Annotated in this window: 20 protein-coding genes; 12 read left to right on the top strand and 8 right to left on the bottom strand. The window is 45.6% G+C overall.

What is annotated here, in order from left to right; all coding sequences use genetic code 11:
• Positions 1-12 precede the first annotated feature (12 nt).
• Both QTO06_RS19725 and QTO06_RS19720 read right to left on the bottom strand, forming a co-directional pair.
• Positions 13-609 (bottom strand): tRNA-uridine aminocarboxypropyltransferase, encoded by a 597-nt coding sequence (locus QTO06_RS19725; RefSeq protein WP_331409462.1) that lies wholly within the window; start codon positions 607-609, stop codon positions 13-15.
• On the bottom strand, positions 609-2,159 hold the full coding sequence (locus QTO06_RS19720; protein WP_331409461.1) for a COG3650 family protein: 1,551 nt from the start codon (positions 2,157-2,159) through the stop codon (positions 609-611). Before QTO06_RS19720 ends, QTO06_RS19725 begins: the two co-directional genes overlap by 1 nt.
• A gap of 41 nt (positions 2,160-2,200) precedes the next feature.
• Between QTO06_RS19720 and QTO06_RS19715 the strand changes: the two genes are divergently transcribed.
• Positions 2,201-2,671: an EVE domain-containing protein gene (locus QTO06_RS19715; RefSeq protein WP_005452022.1), complete on the top strand. Its 471-nt coding sequence runs from the start codon at positions 2,201-2,203 to the stop codon at positions 2,669-2,671.
• Positions 2,672-2,741: 70 nt separating this feature from the next.
• Here the strand turns inward: QTO06_RS19715 and QTO06_RS19710 are convergent, their stop codons facing one another.
• The gene (locus QTO06_RS19710; RefSeq protein ID WP_005438534.1) at positions 2,742-3,566 is read right to left on the bottom strand and encodes a Cof-type HAD-IIB family hydrolase; all 825 of its coding nucleotides are present in this window, start codon (positions 3,564-3,566) and stop codon (positions 2,742-2,744) included.
• A 171-nt stretch (positions 3,567-3,737) separates the two neighbouring features.
• Entirely contained in the window at positions 3,738-4,727 is a 990-nt protein-coding gene (locus QTO06_RS19705) for an alpha/beta fold hydrolase (protein ID WP_331409459.1), read from the bottom strand.
• A 65-nt stretch (positions 4,728-4,792) separates the two neighbouring features.
• On the opposite strand from QTO06_RS19705, the gene rhtB reads away from it, so the two are divergent.
• The 6 genes from rhtB to arsJ all read left to right on the top strand — a co-directional run bounded on the left by rhtB (position 4,793) and on the right by arsJ (position 10,124).
• Positions 4,793-5,407: a homoserine/homoserine lactone efflux protein gene (gene rhtB, locus QTO06_RS19700; RefSeq protein WP_005430372.1), complete on the top strand. Its 615-nt coding sequence runs from the start codon at positions 4,793-4,795 to the stop codon at positions 5,405-5,407.
• A 28-nt stretch (positions 5,408-5,435) separates the two neighbouring features.
• A complete protein-coding gene (locus QTO06_RS19695) occupies positions 5,436-6,659 on the top strand; it encodes an EAL and HDOD domain-containing protein (protein WP_331409458.1) in 1,224 nt (407 codons plus the stop codon).
• Positions 6,660-6,761: 102 nt separating this feature from the next.
• Positions 6,762-7,097 carry a metalloregulator ArsR/SmtB family transcription factor gene (locus QTO06_RS19690; RefSeq protein ID WP_331409457.1) on the top strand — a complete coding sequence of 112 codons (336 nt, stop codon included), beginning with the start codon at positions 6,762-6,764 and terminating at the stop codon, positions 7,095-7,097.
• Positions 7,098-7,140: 43 nt separating this feature from the next.
• Complete coding sequence (locus QTO06_RS19685) at positions 7,141-8,142, top strand: ArsJ-associated glyceraldehyde-3-phosphate dehydrogenase (RefSeq protein ID WP_331409456.1); 1,002 nt, start codon at positions 7,141-7,143, stop codon at positions 8,140-8,142.
• Positions 8,143-8,153: 11 nt separating this feature from the next.
• Positions 8,154-8,648, top strand: coding sequence for a cyclin-dependent kinase inhibitor 3 family protein (locus QTO06_RS19680; protein ID WP_010444506.1), 495 nt, complete (start codon positions 8,154-8,156; stop codon positions 8,646-8,648).
• A gap of 258 nt (positions 8,649-8,906) precedes the next feature.
• The gene (gene arsJ, locus QTO06_RS19675; RefSeq protein ID WP_331409455.1) at positions 8,907-10,124 is read left to right on the top strand and encodes an organoarsenical effux MFS transporter ArsJ; all 1,218 of its coding nucleotides are present in this window, start codon (positions 8,907-8,909) and stop codon (positions 10,122-10,124) included.
• Between the two features lie 90 nt (positions 10,125-10,214).
• Here the strand turns inward: arsJ and QTO06_RS19670 are convergent, their stop codons facing one another.
• Positions 10,215-10,589 carry a cystatin domain-containing protein gene (locus QTO06_RS19670; RefSeq protein ID WP_331409454.1) on the bottom strand — a complete coding sequence of 125 codons (375 nt, stop codon included), beginning with the start codon at positions 10,587-10,589 and terminating at the stop codon, positions 10,215-10,217.
• Positions 10,590-10,818: 229 nt separating this feature from the next.
• Here QTO06_RS19670 and QTO06_RS19665 point away from each other — a divergent pair, with 229 nt between their 5' ends.
• A complete protein-coding gene (locus QTO06_RS19665; protein WP_331409453.1) occupies positions 10,819-11,832 on the top strand; it encodes an acyltransferase in 1,014 nt (337 codons plus the stop codon).
• 1 nt (position 11,833) lies between these two features.
• Here the strand turns inward: QTO06_RS19665 and QTO06_RS19660 are convergent, their stop codons facing one another.
• On the bottom strand, positions 11,834-12,163 hold the full coding sequence (locus tag QTO06_RS19660) for a DUF2500 domain-containing protein (protein ID WP_005438509.1): 330 nt from the start codon (positions 12,161-12,163) through the stop codon (positions 11,834-11,836).
• Positions 12,164-12,403: 240 nt separating this feature from the next.
• On the opposite strand from QTO06_RS19660, the gene QTO06_RS19655 reads away from it, so the two are divergent.
• The 4 genes from QTO06_RS19655 (at position 12,404) to QTO06_RS19640 (ending at position 15,398) form a co-directional block, all read left to right on the top strand.
• Positions 12,404-12,769, top strand: coding sequence for a DUF4145 domain-containing protein (locus tag QTO06_RS19655; RefSeq protein WP_331409452.1), 366 nt, complete (start codon positions 12,404-12,406; stop codon positions 12,767-12,769).
• Between the two features lie 1,020 nt (positions 12,770-13,789).
• Entirely contained in the window at positions 13,790-14,410 is a 621-nt protein-coding gene (locus tag QTO06_RS19650) for a lysoplasmalogenase (protein ID WP_020197731.1), read from the top strand.
• A 69-nt stretch (positions 14,411-14,479) separates the two neighbouring features.
• The gene (locus QTO06_RS19645) at positions 14,480-14,701 is read left to right on the top strand and encodes a YecH family metal-binding protein (protein ID WP_331409451.1); all 222 of its coding nucleotides are present in this window, start codon (positions 14,480-14,482) and stop codon (positions 14,699-14,701) included.
• A 112-nt stretch (positions 14,702-14,813) separates the two neighbouring features.
• Positions 14,814-15,398 carry a YhgN family NAAT transporter gene (locus QTO06_RS19640; RefSeq protein WP_005438505.1) on the top strand — a complete coding sequence of 195 codons (585 nt, stop codon included), beginning with the start codon at positions 14,814-14,816 and terminating at the stop codon, positions 15,396-15,398.
• Between the two features lie 57 nt (positions 15,399-15,455).
• On the opposite strand, the gene QTO06_RS19635 is transcribed toward QTO06_RS19640, so the two are convergent.
• Together QTO06_RS19635 and rsmD are read right to left on the bottom strand one after the other, a co-directional pair.
• Positions 15,456-15,722 carry a DUF1145 domain-containing protein gene (locus tag QTO06_RS19635; RefSeq protein WP_005438504.1) on the bottom strand — a complete coding sequence of 89 codons (267 nt, stop codon included), beginning with the start codon at positions 15,720-15,722 and terminating at the stop codon, positions 15,456-15,458.
• 25 nt (positions 15,723-15,747) lie between these two features.
• Complete coding sequence (gene rsmD / locus QTO06_RS19630) at positions 15,748-16,347, bottom strand: 16S rRNA (guanine(966)-N(2))-methyltransferase RsmD (protein ID WP_038896753.1); 600 nt, start codon at positions 16,345-16,347, stop codon at positions 15,748-15,750.
• Positions 16,348-16,356 lie beyond the last annotated feature (9 nt).

Raw genomic sequence — 16,356 nt, 5'->3', positions numbered from 1 at the left:
TTCTTAAGAATGTTAGGCATTGAACTCGTGACCACTTTTCTCAGCTTGGAAACGAGGAAGGTATTGCTCGAAGAAGTTCAGCATCTGTTTCTGGTTTTGCTCTTCACCGAGTTGCCCCAGCAATTGCGCAGCTACTTCAAAGGTACATAGATTACCTTCTTGCTGGTTGCGACGCAGTTGATATTGGGAATCGGCTTGAGTGGTTAAGCCCATCATCGCGACGCCCTCTAGCCAACGGCTTTTATTGATCATCTTGCGCGCCTCTTGCCAAGTTGCATCAAGAATGATGTACAGCGGTTGCCTGTCTTGCTCGGTACTTTGTTGCTGCACTTGTTCAAGCGTTAGGCTTTCTTCACTTGGGAATAGCAGTACTGGCAGCTGGCTTGGATTCGCTAGCGTTTCTAGTAGCTCCGCTGGTGGCGCTTTACGATCCCAAACGACTTGAGTGACATTCAGTTGGCACTGGGCGAGCAGTTTGCCAGTGTTGGTATCGCGCGTCAGTTCATTAGGGTGCATTAATAGCATCAGCGAGTGTTCACTGCTTAACTTAGGCAGCAGTGAACAGATGCAGTTGAACTGGAAGCCACAATGTGGACAAGGCTGCGCCATTACAAGCGCACTCCATCGCGAACAGGGCTGATGCCGTCTGAGAACAGACGCACGCCGCTGACTTGTTCTTTGCTCGCTTTTGGCGCCAAGCTCGGGTTGATTGGGTAGCTCACGCCTGTGTATTGCATCACGTGTTGTCCCGGCGCTGCACCGCCTCCGCTGACATTGAAAATCAGGTCACGCCAGCCGTGCGAGGTTTGTTGACCAAGCATAATTGGGCTTTGCACTAGCGTCATACGGCTGTTGAAGCGCCACTCTTTCTCGTAGTTTTCGAAGACGAGTAGAGTACAGCCGCCAGAGCCACACCAATCAAGTTGCACCAGTAATTCTTCATCACCATCGCCATTCAGATCATAGGTCAGCCAGCGGTATTGGTTATTGCTTGGGTTGGTTTGATTAATGAAAAAGTAGTTACGTACCGCCGCATCCACTTTTGAATTAAATTCGGCACTGGATGGAATGTCCGCAGCTGCAATTGGCGCACTACCGCGTTCAGGCGCTTCTTGCTCAATGCCTGAGTTACGTACTGTTGCTGGGTATAGCACTAAACCGCCATCGGCAATGGGATAAACCAAATTGCCCACTTTCTCTTTGACTGCTTTCAGCTGGTTGCCTTCGCGAGTAAATAGGCGCTCGGTCATTAAGCGTTGTTGCTGGTGGTGAGTCATCAATACTTGTACTTGCGATGGGCTCAGTTGCTGCCAGTAGCCGCGTTCAATCAATGGCGGTTGCCCGTCTGAATAGCTGTATTTGGTGATTGCACTGTGGTCGCTGTTGAGTGTCATTTGCACTTCGAATCCTTGCGACTGGGTTGAGGTTGCCACGTAAGTGTTCACCCACTCGAGTGTTGAGTCTACGTTGGCCGCCATACCGCAACCTTGGTAGGTTTTATCGTCATGCTCTAGTGTCGCTTTCCAGCCGTAGAGAGAGTTGCTCATGGTGTCTGAACACAAGTTCTCGGTCATGCGCAGCTCACCATCGTTAAGTTGATAGGTGCGTTGGCGAGGCTGCAGTTTGCTGCTGTCGATTTCGAGTATTTGTGTCGACTTGCCCATTTGCTGGAACTTTAGTGTGTTGCCTTCAAAGCTGGCTGACCACGATGGTTCGTTACCAAAGACTCGTGTTGGTTTACTGGTTTGTTTGCAGCGTTGTGGGTTTTCTGTGGTGAGGAAGTTTACTTGTTCTACCACGAAGTTCGCGTCGAAATCTGCAGAGAAACCATCAACACCAGGAGGATTAAGGTGACCAATCACTTCTCCATACATGGTTTGATAAGGCTGATTGGTTAATGCGATGGCTCGTTGCACCTGTTGTGGTGACAGCTGCAGCCAGTATTGTTTGTCGCTACCACAAGGTGTGATGTACTGGCTTTCATGCCCAATCACGACTTCACCACGCAGCATAAAGGTTTGAGGCAAGATAGTTTCTGGCTTATCTAAGGACGCAGGCGGAGTGGTTGGTGCGTCTGCATCGGACTGCTGTGGTTGCATGCTACATGCTTGCAGCACCAGCAGTGTGGCTAATGCCACTGGGTTTTTCAAAGCCTTCATGTTATATCTTCCTCATTACTCAATCTGCATCGGATGGCATTATGGCATATTGGTTATTTAAAACAGAACCAGATACCTTTTCTATTGACACGCTTCGAACCCAAAAGGTTTCATGTTGGGAGGGAGTTCGTAATTATCAGGCGCGTAATATGATGCGTGACCAAGTCAAATTGGGCGACTTGGTGCTGATTTACCATTCCTCTTGTAAGAACGTGGGTGTGGCTGGTATTGCCAAAGTGACCCGTGAAGCGTATCCCGATCATTTCCAGTTTGACCTTGAGAGCGATTACTACGACCCGAAATCTGACCCAGAAAATCCACGTTGGATAATGGTGGATATTGAGTTTGTACGTAAGACTGAACGTTTGATTCCGTTGTCGGTCATGAAGGCGATGCCAGAACTAGAAAACATGCCATTAGTGAAACGTGGCAATCGCTTATCGATCATGCCGGTGAGCGAAGAAGAGTGGCAAGCAATCCTCGGTAAAGAGAAGTTGCCGAGTCAACGATAAAAGAAAAAGGGCTGCATAGTGCAGCCCTTTGTGATTTTGCTAATAACCTACTGTTGATAGCCAATACAGGTTATAGCAGATGATCTTGCAGGTAGTGTGCAACCGCATCGTCGGCGTTGCTGCCGATCACTTCATTGTTTGGTAGTGCTTTCATCACTTTCTCGTGAGAGGTGCCCATCACCAAACCTTTACCCGCCATCGATAGCATTTCTACGTCGTTCATGCCGTCACCAAACGCAATGGTGTTTTCTAGTGTCAAACCAATTGATTCTGCCACTGCTTTTAGAGCGTCACCTTTAGAAACACCCGCACTCATTACTTCCAGACACCAAGGTGTTGAGAATGCGATGTTTAGTCGATCGCCAAACTGTTCACGCAGCTTCGTTTCGAAGGTAACAAGGTGTTCATGGTCTTGCGCTGGGTGGGTGAAGAAAACTTTTGCAATGCCGTCTGTTGGCGCATTGTCTTGGTCGTACAACTTGTAAGTGAACTCTTCGTGGAAATCACGCAGTTGTTCGTCGTCTTTGTTCAGCAACCAATCGTCGTTTTGATACATGTGGATAAGTATTTCAGGATCCGTTTTGATCGTGTCGATCACTGGCTGCACCAAATCTTCCGGTACGTTCTGGCTGTACATCTCTTGATCATTTTGGTCGTGCACACGAGCGCCGTTTGAAGTGATCATGTAAGCCGGAATACCTACCGTGCGACGAATGCTTGCGACGTCTACGTGGTGGCGACCCGTTGCAAAGACAAATGTGTAGCCTTGTTCATGCAGCGCTTTTAGCGTCTCTTTCGAGTAAGCGCTTAGCTGGTGGTTTGGTGCGAGTAAAGTGCCATCCAGATCTGAGGCAACGATTTTGGTGATCTCTTTGCAAGGTAGCGATGTGCTCATGAAGCCCTCGTAAACGGTTCGGATAGAGTAGAACAGGTTGATTGCACACGGAGTGCAGTAGATTGACTAGGTCGTACTGCTCCGAGTGCGGGGAACATGATGAAGTTTACGCCAAAATAAGGAGGAAAAAGAGGGTAAATCGCTAAGCTCGGATTTCCTCTTTAATTAATTTTATGCGCTTTGATCACGCATAAAGGAAAAGACCGCATCGAGTGCTTGGTTACGATACTGGTCTTTTTCAAACAAGATTTCGTGCTCTGCACCAGCTATCGAAACTAGGCTGGCATTGGGGTTAGTCTTATTTAGCTTATCGATAAAGCGTTGCTGCGCGGCGTTACTCACGATGCGATCGTTGCCTGACTGAACCAATAAAACCGGAACTTTAATCTGGCGTGTCAGCAAAATACATTGCTTGGCAGCCATTAAACCTTGCCAAACCCAGCGAGTGCTTGGCCCACCAACTTGCAGTTCGGGTTTGTCGTTGTATAAACCACGGAACCAATGATAACGATCGTAGCTTTGGCTAAGAGGGTTATCTTCAAACGGTTTTGGGTAGTATTCTTTATGACCCGGCGCGTAGCTAGGCTTTGTCGAAACTGCCGCTAAGATTTGGCTGACCGGAATTGCGATAGGGCTGAGATACCACGGTAGGTTAATACCAAACATTGGGGAACTCAGAATCAAACCATCAAAGTTGTGTTCTGGATGCGTTTGCAGGTAACGCGTGGCGATCGCACCGCCCATAGAGTGGGCAATGATAAAACGCTGTTGGTATCCGCTTAAATCAAGCTGCTGCAGCACCAATTCCATATCTTCAATGTAATCATTAAAGTCATAGACGTGACCCATATCTGAGTCTGGAATTAGGCGATCTGATAAACCTTGTCCTCGGTGGTCAAACGAATACACGTCATAACCTTGTCGGTACAGGTCATAGAACAGTTCTTGGTATTTCCAGGAAGCTTCAATGCGACCGTTAACGATCAGCACGGCTTTTGTGTGCTCAGGATTGGTGAGTTTGCACCAGTAGATTTTCTTTTTCTCTGTCCCTTTTACAAAGCCTTCTTGGCGTTCTTGCCAAAGTGCTGCGATCGGACCACCTATTGCTTGCTCAAATAAAGTCTCTTGAGTATAAGTCAAAGGTGAATGGTTAATAGCCATTAGTCGATTACCTGAAGATACGTTGTTTACGCGATGTATCATCGAAGAATTATTGAGGAAATGCAATGGATACCCACGTTTGGTTAGCCTATGTGGTAACAGCAATCGTTTTTAGTCTGGCTCCGGGATCTGGTACCGTCAACTCAATCAGTAATGGTTTGAGTTACGGCACGCGCAAGTCATTGGGTGCTATCGTTGGTTTACAAATCGGTTTGGCGATTCATATTGCTCTGGTTGGTGCTGGTATCGGTGCGTTGGTCGCGCAATCGGCAACGGCATTTACCGTGATCAAGTGGGTGGGTGCGGCTTACCTTGTGTGGCTTGGCATTCAAAAGTGGCGTGATACGTCCGGCTTGGTTGCAACCGAAAGCCACAAAGCCATGTCAGGCACTTCTCTGTTGTACAAAGCCATTCTTATCAACCTGACAAACCCAAAATCGATCGTCTTCTTGGTGGCACTGTTTCCACAGTTTATCGATCCAGCGAAAGACCAGCTGACTCAGCTGTTGGTTTTGGGTGTGACCACAGTGACCATTGATGCGTTTGTGATGCTGGGTTACACCAGTTTAGCTGCACAAATGGGACGTTTTATTCGCTCAGATAAGATCATGGGCAAAATTAATAAAGTATTCGGTTCAATGTTCATGGGTTGTGGTGCATTATTAGCGGCAGCTAAGTAACAAATTATAAAAATCACAATAATTTCGAATGAAAAATGCGTATGTCGCCCGCCAGCCTATCTTTAATCGTAAAAGACAGACGCTGGGATATGAGTTGTTGTTCCGTGATGGTGAAAGTAATGCCTATCCTGCACACATCGACTCAAACAGGGCGACATACCGATTGATTGTAGAGAATTTTCTCTCTGTCGGAACCAACCCTCTGATTGCATCGTCACGATGCTTCATCAACTTCCCTCAACAGAGCTTGTTGCGTCGGCTACCAAGGAGTTTGCCGAAAAACAAAATCGTGGTTGAGGTACTCGAAACCTGCCAACCGACCGATGAACTGCTTGAAGCCATTCGCGAACTTTACCGTGAAGGCTATTTGATTGCGCTCGATGACTTCACTTTGACTGATGAGTGGCGTCGTTTCTTGCCTTATGTCCACATTGTAAAACTCGATATCATGGCGATGGGGCTTGAGAAAGCATGTGAATTGGTTAAGCAGCACACCAAAAAGCGCACCAAGTATCATTTCTTAGCTGAGCGAGTCGAAACTGAAGCCGAGTTTGAAGCGACCAAAGAGGCGGGCTTTAAATTCTTCCAAGGCTACTTTTTCAGTAAGCCCGAAGTGATGCAGACTAAATATGTGAGCCCCGAACAAGTGCTGGCGCTCAAGTTATTTAGAGAAGTGTGCGTGCCTGATCCAGACTTTGGCCGGATTGAAAACATCATTACTCAGGATGTCACGCTGTCGTACAAGTTACTGCGTTTTGTGAACACACAATCGACTACGTTGGAAGTGACCATCACGTCATTCCGCCAAGCCTTGATTTACCTTGGGCAAGAAAAGCTCAAAATGTTTGTCTCGCTGGTGGTGGCGTCTTATATCTCCAGTAGCAAGCCACGTGAGTTGTACAACTTATCTCTGCAACGCGCTCAATTCTGTGAAGCCATGTCGCGCTATCAACCTTTTGCGCATCTCAACGAGCAGGGTTTTATGATCGGCTTATTGTCGATTCTCGATGCCATGCTCGATTTGTCTGTCGAATCTTTAGTTGGACAATTACCGTTAAGTCCTTCCGTGCAGCAAGCCTTGTTGCATCGCCAAGGTGAATACGGCGCGTTACTGGCAATTGAAGAGTGCTACGAGCGTGCCGATTGGGCGGGCGTGGAGCAATTCTCTCAGCAGCTCGGGCTTTCTGTCGACGATGTGAAGTCTGAGCTTGGCGAAGCCGTTCGTTGGAGTCAGACCTTTTCTGTCGCCTAATCTGATCAAATATTAAACTTTTATTACAGTCGAGCGCGATCGCTTGACGGCATCTCAGTTTTAAATAACTATATACGCATATCCATATATAGGTATGTGTTTATGCTTCCACATCAGTTCTTCAAACTTCTTTCCGACGAGACTCGTGTGCGCTGCTTAATGTTGGTGGTTCGTGAAGGGGAAACCTGTGTTGGTGATTTGGCTCATGCATTACAACAAAGCCAGCCCAAGATTTCTCGCCATCTGGCCCAGCTAAGATCGAATGGTATTTTAGTTGATAAACGTCAGGGGCAATGGGTGTACTACGAGCTGTCCGATCAATTACCGGGATGGATGCAAAAATTGATTGATGACTTGGTGGCCTCGAACTGTTTGAAGAAAGAGTACCGAGAAGACATTTCACGATTGCACGATAAAGCTCGTGCAGCTTGCTGCTAATAGTAAGTGTTACCAGTTTATAGGTTTAAAAAGGTAGAAGATTATGACGATTAAAGTAGGTATTAACGGTTTCGGTCGTATTGGTCGCTTGGCATTACGTGCAGCGTTTGATTGGCCAGAGCTAGAGTTCGTGCACATCAACGATGTAGCGGGTGATGCAGCGACTCTTGGCCACTTACTTGAGTTCGATTCAGTTCAAGGTCGTTGGAACCATGCAGTGCAAGTTGAAGGCACAGACATGGTGATCAACGGTAAGCGCATCACGACTTCACAAGAGCGTGATATTGATGCTGTGAACTGGGGTCAATGTGATGTTGTGATTGAAGCAACGGGCGTTCATCGCAAAACCTCATTCCTAAACAAATACCTAGAACAAGGCGTAAAACGTGTTGTGGTTAGCGCACCAGTAAAAGAAGACGGCGTAGCTAATATCGTCGTGGGTGTGAACGACCACATCTTCGACCCTGCTCAGCACCGCATCGTAACCGCAGCGTCTTGTACAACGAACTGTATTGCACCAGTCGTGAAAGTGATTCACGAGAAACTGGGCATTGAACAATCGTCATTCACAACGATTCACGATTTAACTAACACACAAACGATTCTGGATGCGCCGCACAAAGACCTACGTCGTGCACGTGCATGTGGCATGAGTCTTATCCCAACCACAACGGGCAGTGCGACTGCTATTGTGGAAATCTTCCCGGACCTAAAAGACAAGATTAACGGTCACGCGGTTCGTGTTCCTCTAGCAAACGCCTCACTCACTGACATCATTTTTGATGTGAAACGTGATACCACGGAAGAAGAGGTTAATGCACTGCTGAAAGAAGCTTCTGAAGGCGAGCTAAAAGGCATCCTTGGCTTTGAAGAGCGTCCATTGGTTTCTATCGATTACAAAGGCGACCAACGTTCAACTATCGTTGATGCGCAATCAACCATGGTGGTGGGCTCTCGTATGGTGAAGATTTACGCTTGGTACGATAACGAAATGGGTTACGCGACGCGTACGGCAGAATTGGTTCGTAACGTTGGTATGGCATAAGGAGTTTTAAGATGTCTCATCCTACATGGCAATTAGATTTAGAAACGGGCGCTTTGGTACTGACTCCATGTCCTGGTACTAAAGGTGTTGAGCTGCAAGCTTCGCTAGAGCAGCTAAAAGCGCAAGGCGTAGAAGCGATTGTTACTGCCCTTGATAATGCTGAACTAGCGTCCAAAGATGTGTCTGCGTTGGGCGAATTGACTCAACAATTGGGCATGAAATGGTTCCAAATTGAGATTGAAGATGACTGTGCTCCGGGCGAAGAGTTCGCGGCAAAATGGTCACAAGCGAGTCCTGAACTGCACGCGATTCTTGCGCAAGGTGGCAAGGTTGCAATGCACTGTATGGGTGGCTCTGGTCGCACAGGTTTGTTTGCTGCGCACCTACTGCTAGAGAAAGATTGGGCGCTAGAAGATATCGTACGTGAAGTGCAGGCGCTGCGTCCAGGTGCTTTCACAAAGCCAGTCCAAGTTGAGTACATCGAGCGTGTAGCTCAAAACGCTTGATCAGCTTATAGAGCTTTTGGAATATCATGATCCAAAAGCTCTCTTTATGCCGTAATGGTTTACCAATTTATGTGATTCTTGCTTACTGGGATTATGCCTAACTTATTGTTTATTAATAAATAATATTTGGCTTTCTCATCAGTTGTTGTTTCACAATTTAGCGCCAGTATTGAGATGACTCAATACTGGTGTTCAGGTCATAGAGCATTTGGAACATCATGATCTAAATGCCCTAAACGCTGTACATCTGAGGTCGTTATGATTTCAAAACTAAGCAAAAGTATCCGCCAGTATATGCTGGTGACGTTCAACTATTGGAACTTCACCGTGACGGATGGTGCACTCCGTATGTTGGTGGTGCTTTACTTTCATGACTTAGGCTACTCAAGCTTAGCCATTGCTTCGCTATTTCTTTTCTATGAATTTTTTGGCGTAGTGACCAACTTGGTTGGTGGCTGGCTAGGTGCTCGACTTGGTTTGAACAAAACCATGAACGTCGGCTTAGGGATGCAGATTTTTGCCCTGCTGATGCTGGCAGTGCCTAATGCTTGGTTGACCATTCCTTGGGTGATGGCGGCGCAGGCAATTTCGGGGATTGCCAAAGACTTAAATAAGATGAGTGCCAAGAGCGCGATCAAAACTTTGGTGCCAGACGAACAGCAAGGTGCACTTTATAAGTGGGTTGCGATCTTAACGGGGTCGAAGAATGCACTGAAAGGTGCGGGTTTCTTCGTTGGTGGTTTATTGCTATCAGTGTTTGGTTTCCAAACTTCGATGATCATCATGGCAAGTGTGCTGGCTGTTGTGTTTGTATGCAGCTTGATTTGGCTAGAAGCGGATATGGGTAAGGCGAAGAGCAAACCTAAGTTCCGTCAGATTTTCTCCAAGTCAGAATCGGTGAACATTCTTTCCGCTGCACGTATGTTCCTATTTGGCGCGCGTGATGTGTGGTTTGTTGTTGCACTGCCTATTTATCTTGGCAGCGTGTTTGGTTGGGATCATCTGATGGTAGGCGGCTTCCTTGCGTCTTGGGTGATTGCTTACGGATTCGTTCAAGGTTTTGCACCTCGTATTACTGGCAAAGCTCAAGGTCGAGTGCCAGATGGCAGCGCGGCTCTGATTTGGGCAGGAATCCTTGCCGTCATCACTGGTGCGATTGCTTATGGCGTGCAAATCGGTTGGCAACCAGAGCTTGTTATTGTGGTGGGCTTGATTATTTTCGGCGCTGTGTTTGCGGTGAACTCATCTCTGCACTCTTACCTGATCGTTAGTTATGCGAAGGGCGATGGAGTATCACTGGATGTTGGCTTCTACTACATGGCGAATGCAATGGGACGTTTGATCGGTACGGTTCTGTCTGGTTGGGTTTACCAAGAAGCGGGTCTAGCGGCATGTCTGTGGGTGTCATTTGCTTTCTTAGCACTAACAACTCTAATTTCTATCAAGCTACCAAAGGCCAAAGTGGCTACGGCTTAAATCGGTTTACGACTTAGAAATAAAAAATGGCTCCATATTGGGAGCCATTTTTGTTTTTACGATTCAGTATCGAAAATCAGCAAGTCTTGCTTATGGGCAAAGACGACCTTGTCGTGCAGGTTGCGTCATTTCCATATCACCTTTCAGTGAGCGGTAAACGATAGTGTTCCAGACTTGATCGTTATCCATCTCAAACTCGATTGCGTAATTTAGTCCATTTACTACTTGAGTTCGTACCGTTAGGATTTCTTTTAATTTTGTAGCGGTGTTCATTTGACCTAAGACGAAATCAAGAGCCTCTTTAGCCTCCGGAGTAACTTCTGTTTCTGTCCAACCGCCAGGAAGTTGTTGTGTATTACAGACTGGATTAGCTTCTTGTTGTGGAGCTACTGTAGCTTCCTCTTTTTGATTACACCCAGCAAGTGCAGTAGTACAAAGAACAGAAATTAAAAGTGCTTTTTTCATAACAGGACCTCATTTATTAGATGACTATAATAATTGCTTAGAAATACGATAAGTAGGCATTAAAATATTAAACAATGCATGTTAGTGCCTATTAATCATGACCGGATAAACAATAGTAGAGTTTTATCAGTTGAGCGTTAAAAATAAGCAAAAACAGATTGTTAACTATTTCACTGGATGAAAATTACCCTATGCTATAGACGTAAAGCCAATCAAAGTAGGTAAGGGTATGAGAGAAAGGGTTCTGTTTTTCGACTTATTACGTTGTGTTGCTGCGGTCGCGGTGATTGCCATTCATGTGTTAGCGCCATATCGTAATGAGTTGGGAGTGATTCCATTTGACCAATGGTTGACAGCGGTAGGCGTAAACAGTGTGACTCGCTGGGCGGTGCCCGTATTCATTTTGATCACTGGTGCGCTGATGCTCAGTGATACTCGTCCTTTTGATGGCAAGTACTACGTTAAACGGCGCTTGGGGAAAGTGTTGGTGCCTTTCTTAGTTTGGTCGATGTTCTACGCCTATCTATCCGGTTGGACAGCGCAAGGTTTTGATTTCGAGACCGTCAAAGAAGTCGTTGGTAATAGCCCACATCATGCGACTTATTACCACCTTGGATTCTTCTACTACTTTATCCCGCTCTATTTTGTTATTCCGTTATTCCAATGGGTGGTCCGCAATTGCGATGATAATGTCCTCTATGCGTATCTTGCTGTTTGGCTGCTGACCAGCACTTTGTTCCTATTTAAGATTGATGGTCCATGGAGCAATCAATACTGGCTTTACATGGGATATTTGCCGCTCGGCTATGTGCTATTTAAAAAGATGCCTCTCAGTCGTTCTACCGTTTCTATCTTTACTGGCTTAGGATTAGTCGCTTTGGCCGTGACTTTCACCATGGTGGTGACCAACAGTTTGGAATTGGATAAGTACACCGTAGGGCGTTGGTTCTCATACAAAACATTGAATGTGATTTTAGCGGCATCAATGATCTTTATGTTATGTCGCTACTTCGGTGAAGGTTTGGCTCCGAAGACACAAAAAGTAGTGAGCTTTATTAGTCAGCACAGCTTAGGGATTTATTTGTTACATCCAATCTTCTTGTGGCCGATGAAAGCGTTTGGTTGGTATGAAGGCCACCCTGCGTGGGTGATTCCTGTATGGATTGTTCTGAGTGGTGCAGGAGCCTTGGGGATGAGCTATCTATTCTCGAAATCCGCCAAGACTCGTTGGCTGTTGCCGTAGGCTAGCGTTTTAGGGCGAAGTGTAAAAACTTGTCGCCACGGTAGGTCAGTGTGCCTTTATCACCAGGATTCAGCGCGTGATAATAGTGCACACCGATTTGGAACTCGCGTTTAGGGCCAATAGCGCCACGTTGAACGTAGATCCAATATTCTTGGTCGTCTTGACCTAACTCGGCATCCGGAACCTCTATGGCTTGCTTGTCTAAGATGGTCACTTGCGCGCTTTGCTCTGGCGCGTCTTCACCAAAGTAATGTTTGCTATAGAAGCGGAAAAATGCCCATGCACCTAGTGCGATCAGGGCGAACAGAGCCAAAATAAGTGAGATTGGCATGATAACCTCCAATGTTTCATTGGTGCCTATTTTACAGAACTCCCTGATTAAACTATGAGTTGAGATAAATTATTCGTGATCTAGTAAAAGTGTCGTAGATTTTATTCGGCGCACCTCACATTTTATATGCGTGCAAGAGCACAATTTAAAAGGAAATTTGCACCTAACCGCTCGAAAAAGCTCTAAATTTATAGAAGAATGAAATGACGGACAAAGGAAAGGTCAGTAAGGAGGGTTACGATGTCAGATATTGAGAAAGTAGTCATGCGTACCCGAACGATCGAAAAACTTCTGCGCACGCAATACCATGCAGAAGGGAAAGGGCTACATCAATTGATCACTAGCTGCGAGGAGCGCTTACCACATGATGTGGTAGCAAAGCTGCGTTTTATCGCAACAGTGCGGAATAAGGTTGTTCATGAAGAGGATTATAAACTGGACGATCGAAAAGGCTTTTTAGCGGCATGTGATGCATGCGAAAAAGAGCTGACACCGAGAAGTTCACGCTTTATTTGGCGAGCGGCGATTTTGTTAATGGCCTTGATAACGCTTGCTGCACTCGGCTTCTACTACATGCATTGGGACATTCTAGTTAAGCATTTTTAGACAGCAAAATTTGAATAATAAAAAAGGGACGCGAAAGCGTCCCTTTTTTATTTGAAACAGTAACTTAGTACATCATTGGCAGTGTCATTAAGCCAACAACCACTGCAATCATTACCAGCCCTTGTTTTTGAGAAGAAGAAATCATAACACTACCCCTAAAATCATTGATGAACTCGATGTAAATAATATAGCACTGTTTTTGAGCTTTGATCAACTTCAAAGCGGAAAAGTTTTCAAAACTCGCACTTAACTTAAGTGTTTTTACCCTGAATTGACTAATAAAACTGTGTTTTTTGTGCTGTTCTTTAAGTGTTCGACTTGTTGTTTTTATCTTCTTTTATGTTTTAAGTTCATGATTTTAATGTGTTAAATATGAGTAATCTTATGATGAAATAGTGTTTCTTGTGTCAGTAGGGAGGTTGGTTGGCTATTTTTGCTGAATTTCTCAAAAGTTGAGAAAATTGGCTTTTATGCTAATGAGGCTCACATTTATGGACGTCCATCTTGTTCGTTTTTTCCTATCCAATGAGAAAATCTCAGCACCAAAAGGGTTTAGCTTTAATCCACAATAGCTAAGGTTAGGTTTTTATTGTTTTTCTGAATTATGCTTTGTTATATCAGGTAGTTAAGTGTGATCGTTTGAATTTTTACTCTACACAATTGTTGAGCCAGTAGTTGTTTATCTTGTTATGGGGCGGTGTTTTTACCTTTTTGAGTGGTCAGAGGTGGTGGATCTGGCTTTTGTGTCGGTTATTTGCCCATAGCGGTTGTATGGCGAACAGATTGGTGGTTTGTTTTTCAATTTCTGAAGGTTAGGTCTTTTGATGAAATTATCCATAACATCCAAAGTCAGATAGTTGGGCTCAATAATTGTGAGAAAAACGATAATCAGTAATTGAGTAAGTTCCGTTTACAAAATGTCGTGATTCGCTATCGAGATCCAACTTTCACTGATTGTGTCTTTACATCAAGATTGGTCTACCTAGACTAGCGGCGAGATTACGTGAAAGGTGTATCGGCATGTGGAGTTGGTTAGCGATAGGGCTATCAGGAGTATATTCCGTGTTGGGGGCGAAACAGGCCAATCCGACACAGTCTCTGGCATTTAAAATCTTTACTCTGCTATTGCTGCTGGTTCTGGCACTCACGGAGGGGGCTTCGGCACCTCACACCTACTGGATTGCTGGTGGCTTATTGGTATCAATGTTCGCTGATACCCTCCATTCGTTTAAATCTCGAAAACCTCTCTATTTTGCCGGTTATCTACTGGCACAAATCTGTTACAGCAAATCGTTCTGGGTTCAACTCAATGGTGACATCGTTTGGTGGCTGTTAGCTTTGCTTCTTGCAGCGAGTATCGTGGCCTTTTTCTTGTTGCTCCCTCAACTAGATTCTATGGTCTTTCCTGTCGTTATCATGGGTATCATGTTGGTTCAGCTAGCTTGGGCAGCAGGAGAGGTGTGGTTACAAGTGCCGAGCTTTGCCAATGCTCTCGGCTTTAGCGGCACTCTAGTCATGATTTATTCCGCCTTAGCCTACGCGATACATGGATATCGTAAACCGATGAAGCGAGCGTATGTTTGGGTGAGTGGCAGTTACTTCTTGGCTCATGCACTTATTGTTGCCTCTATCATTTACTAACTTAGGTCAAAGTCAGCGGCTACGTTTTGAGTAAACTGGGTGGATTCCATTTAATGACTGGAGTCGATAATGACTGAAATTCATGCTCACAGCTTACTGAACCTACTTCGTGAAACCCCAATGAATCGTGATGAGCTAGCAGCTCACTTCGGTAGTGAAGTGCGTTTTCATACCTGCAAGCTGAATGATCTAGACTTAGGTGCATTGCTAGAGTTTTTACTAAAGCGTGAAAAAGTACGCGAACTGGAAGGTAAGTTTGTCGTCAATATGGCGCGCGTTTGTAATCACTAAGCGGCGGCTAACCCATCATTAATGAAGGCGATACATTCATTTCGCCTTCAACCATATATTCACTCAATCACTTTGTTATACTGGCCGCCAATTTTTCCGTCGAGGTCAGAACATGGACATTCTTTCTGCAGCGACCATGCTGTTTCTTATTATGGATCCGCTCGGTAACTTGCCGATTGTGCTCTCCATTCTTAAACACCTTGATGCGAAGCGTCGCCGAAAAGTATTGATCCGAGAGTTGCTGTTCGCCTTGATGATTTTGATGCTGTTCTTGTTCGCAGGACAAAGCATCATGAGCTTCCTTCATGTTCAGCCTGAGACCTTGAGTATTTCTGGTGGTATCATCCTGTTTATCATCGCGATTAAGATGATTTTCCCAAGCGCAGGCAGCATTACTGGGCTTGCAGCGGGTGAAGAGCCGTTTATTGTGCCGATGGCGATTCCGATGATTGCGGGGCCGTCTGTGATTGCCGCGTTGCTTTTGCTTTCCTCTCAACACCCAGACAAAATTATGGAGCTTTCCGCCGCGGTATTGATTGCGTGGGGGGCGACGTTCTTTATCTTGATGTTCTACAGTTTCTTCCACCGTATTTTGGGTGAACGTGGCTTAAAAGCCGTCGAGCGATTGATGGGCTTGCTGTTGGTCATGATTTCTACCCAAATGTTTCTTGATGGTGTGAAAAGCTACCTAGGCTAGCGCCAAACAAATACAAAAAAGCCGCTCTTGTGAGCGGCTTTTGTTTATCTGAGGCTTTTACATCATATGCTTGCGGCGAATGTCGAGCAGAGCAAAGATGCCAAAAATCAAAATCGAATACTTTTCCCATGCGCTCATCTTAATCTTGTCACCAAATGCACCAATAAAGATGGCCATTTGCAGACCGTGCATGATGAACAAGAAAGCGGTCATGATGTACAACGCAATCGCCGCTTTACCAGGGAATGGCATAAAGAAGTTGAGGATTAACACGAACCATACGAAGGCGATGGCTGCTTTAGCCAGTATCAATAGTGCTTTCATTTAACTATCCTTTTAAATCGAGGCTTTAAGCTGGTGAGCGTTCGTATAAACGATAACTCACTTGGCCTGCCGTTTTTTCACGGTGCAAGCGCCAGCTTTCTGGCAGCCCAGCAATGCTTAGCTCTTTTTCCGTTTCAATATAAATCATCGCATCTTCAGCAAGCCAGCCGTTTTGCTCCAGCAAGGTCACGGTTTCATCCAATAATCCTTTGCGGAACGGCGGATCGATGAATACTACGTGGTGCGGTGTTCCTGGTTGTTGCAAAAAGCTGATAGCGTCGGTGTTCACAACGTGAATGTTATTGGCATTCAAAGAGGACACATTTTTTTGCAGTTGCTGAAATGCTTGCGGGTTTAGCTCAATCATAGTCACAAGTTCGGCTTGGCGAGAAGCGGATTCGAAGCCAAGGCCACCAGAGCCAGCGAACAAATCAAGACACTTCGCTTGTGGGACATCTTGAGCCAACCAGTTAAACAGAGTTTCTTTTACGCGATCCGTGGTTGGGCGTAAGCCTTCTGCATCATGAACAGGGAGCTTTCTGCCTCTCCATAAGCCACTAATAATGCGCACAAAGCCCGTTGTTGGCTTTTTTTGTGATGAGTTTTGCTGGCGACGTCTTACCATAGATTTTTT

The organism is Vibrio sp. M260121, assembly GCF_036533715.1.
In the GTDB taxonomy this organism is placed as follows: domain Bacteria; phylum Pseudomonadota; class Gammaproteobacteria; order Enterobacterales; family Vibrionaceae; genus Vibrio.
Note: the sequence above shows the minus strand (reverse complement) of the source record. Positions and strands in the feature narration are given on the sequence as shown.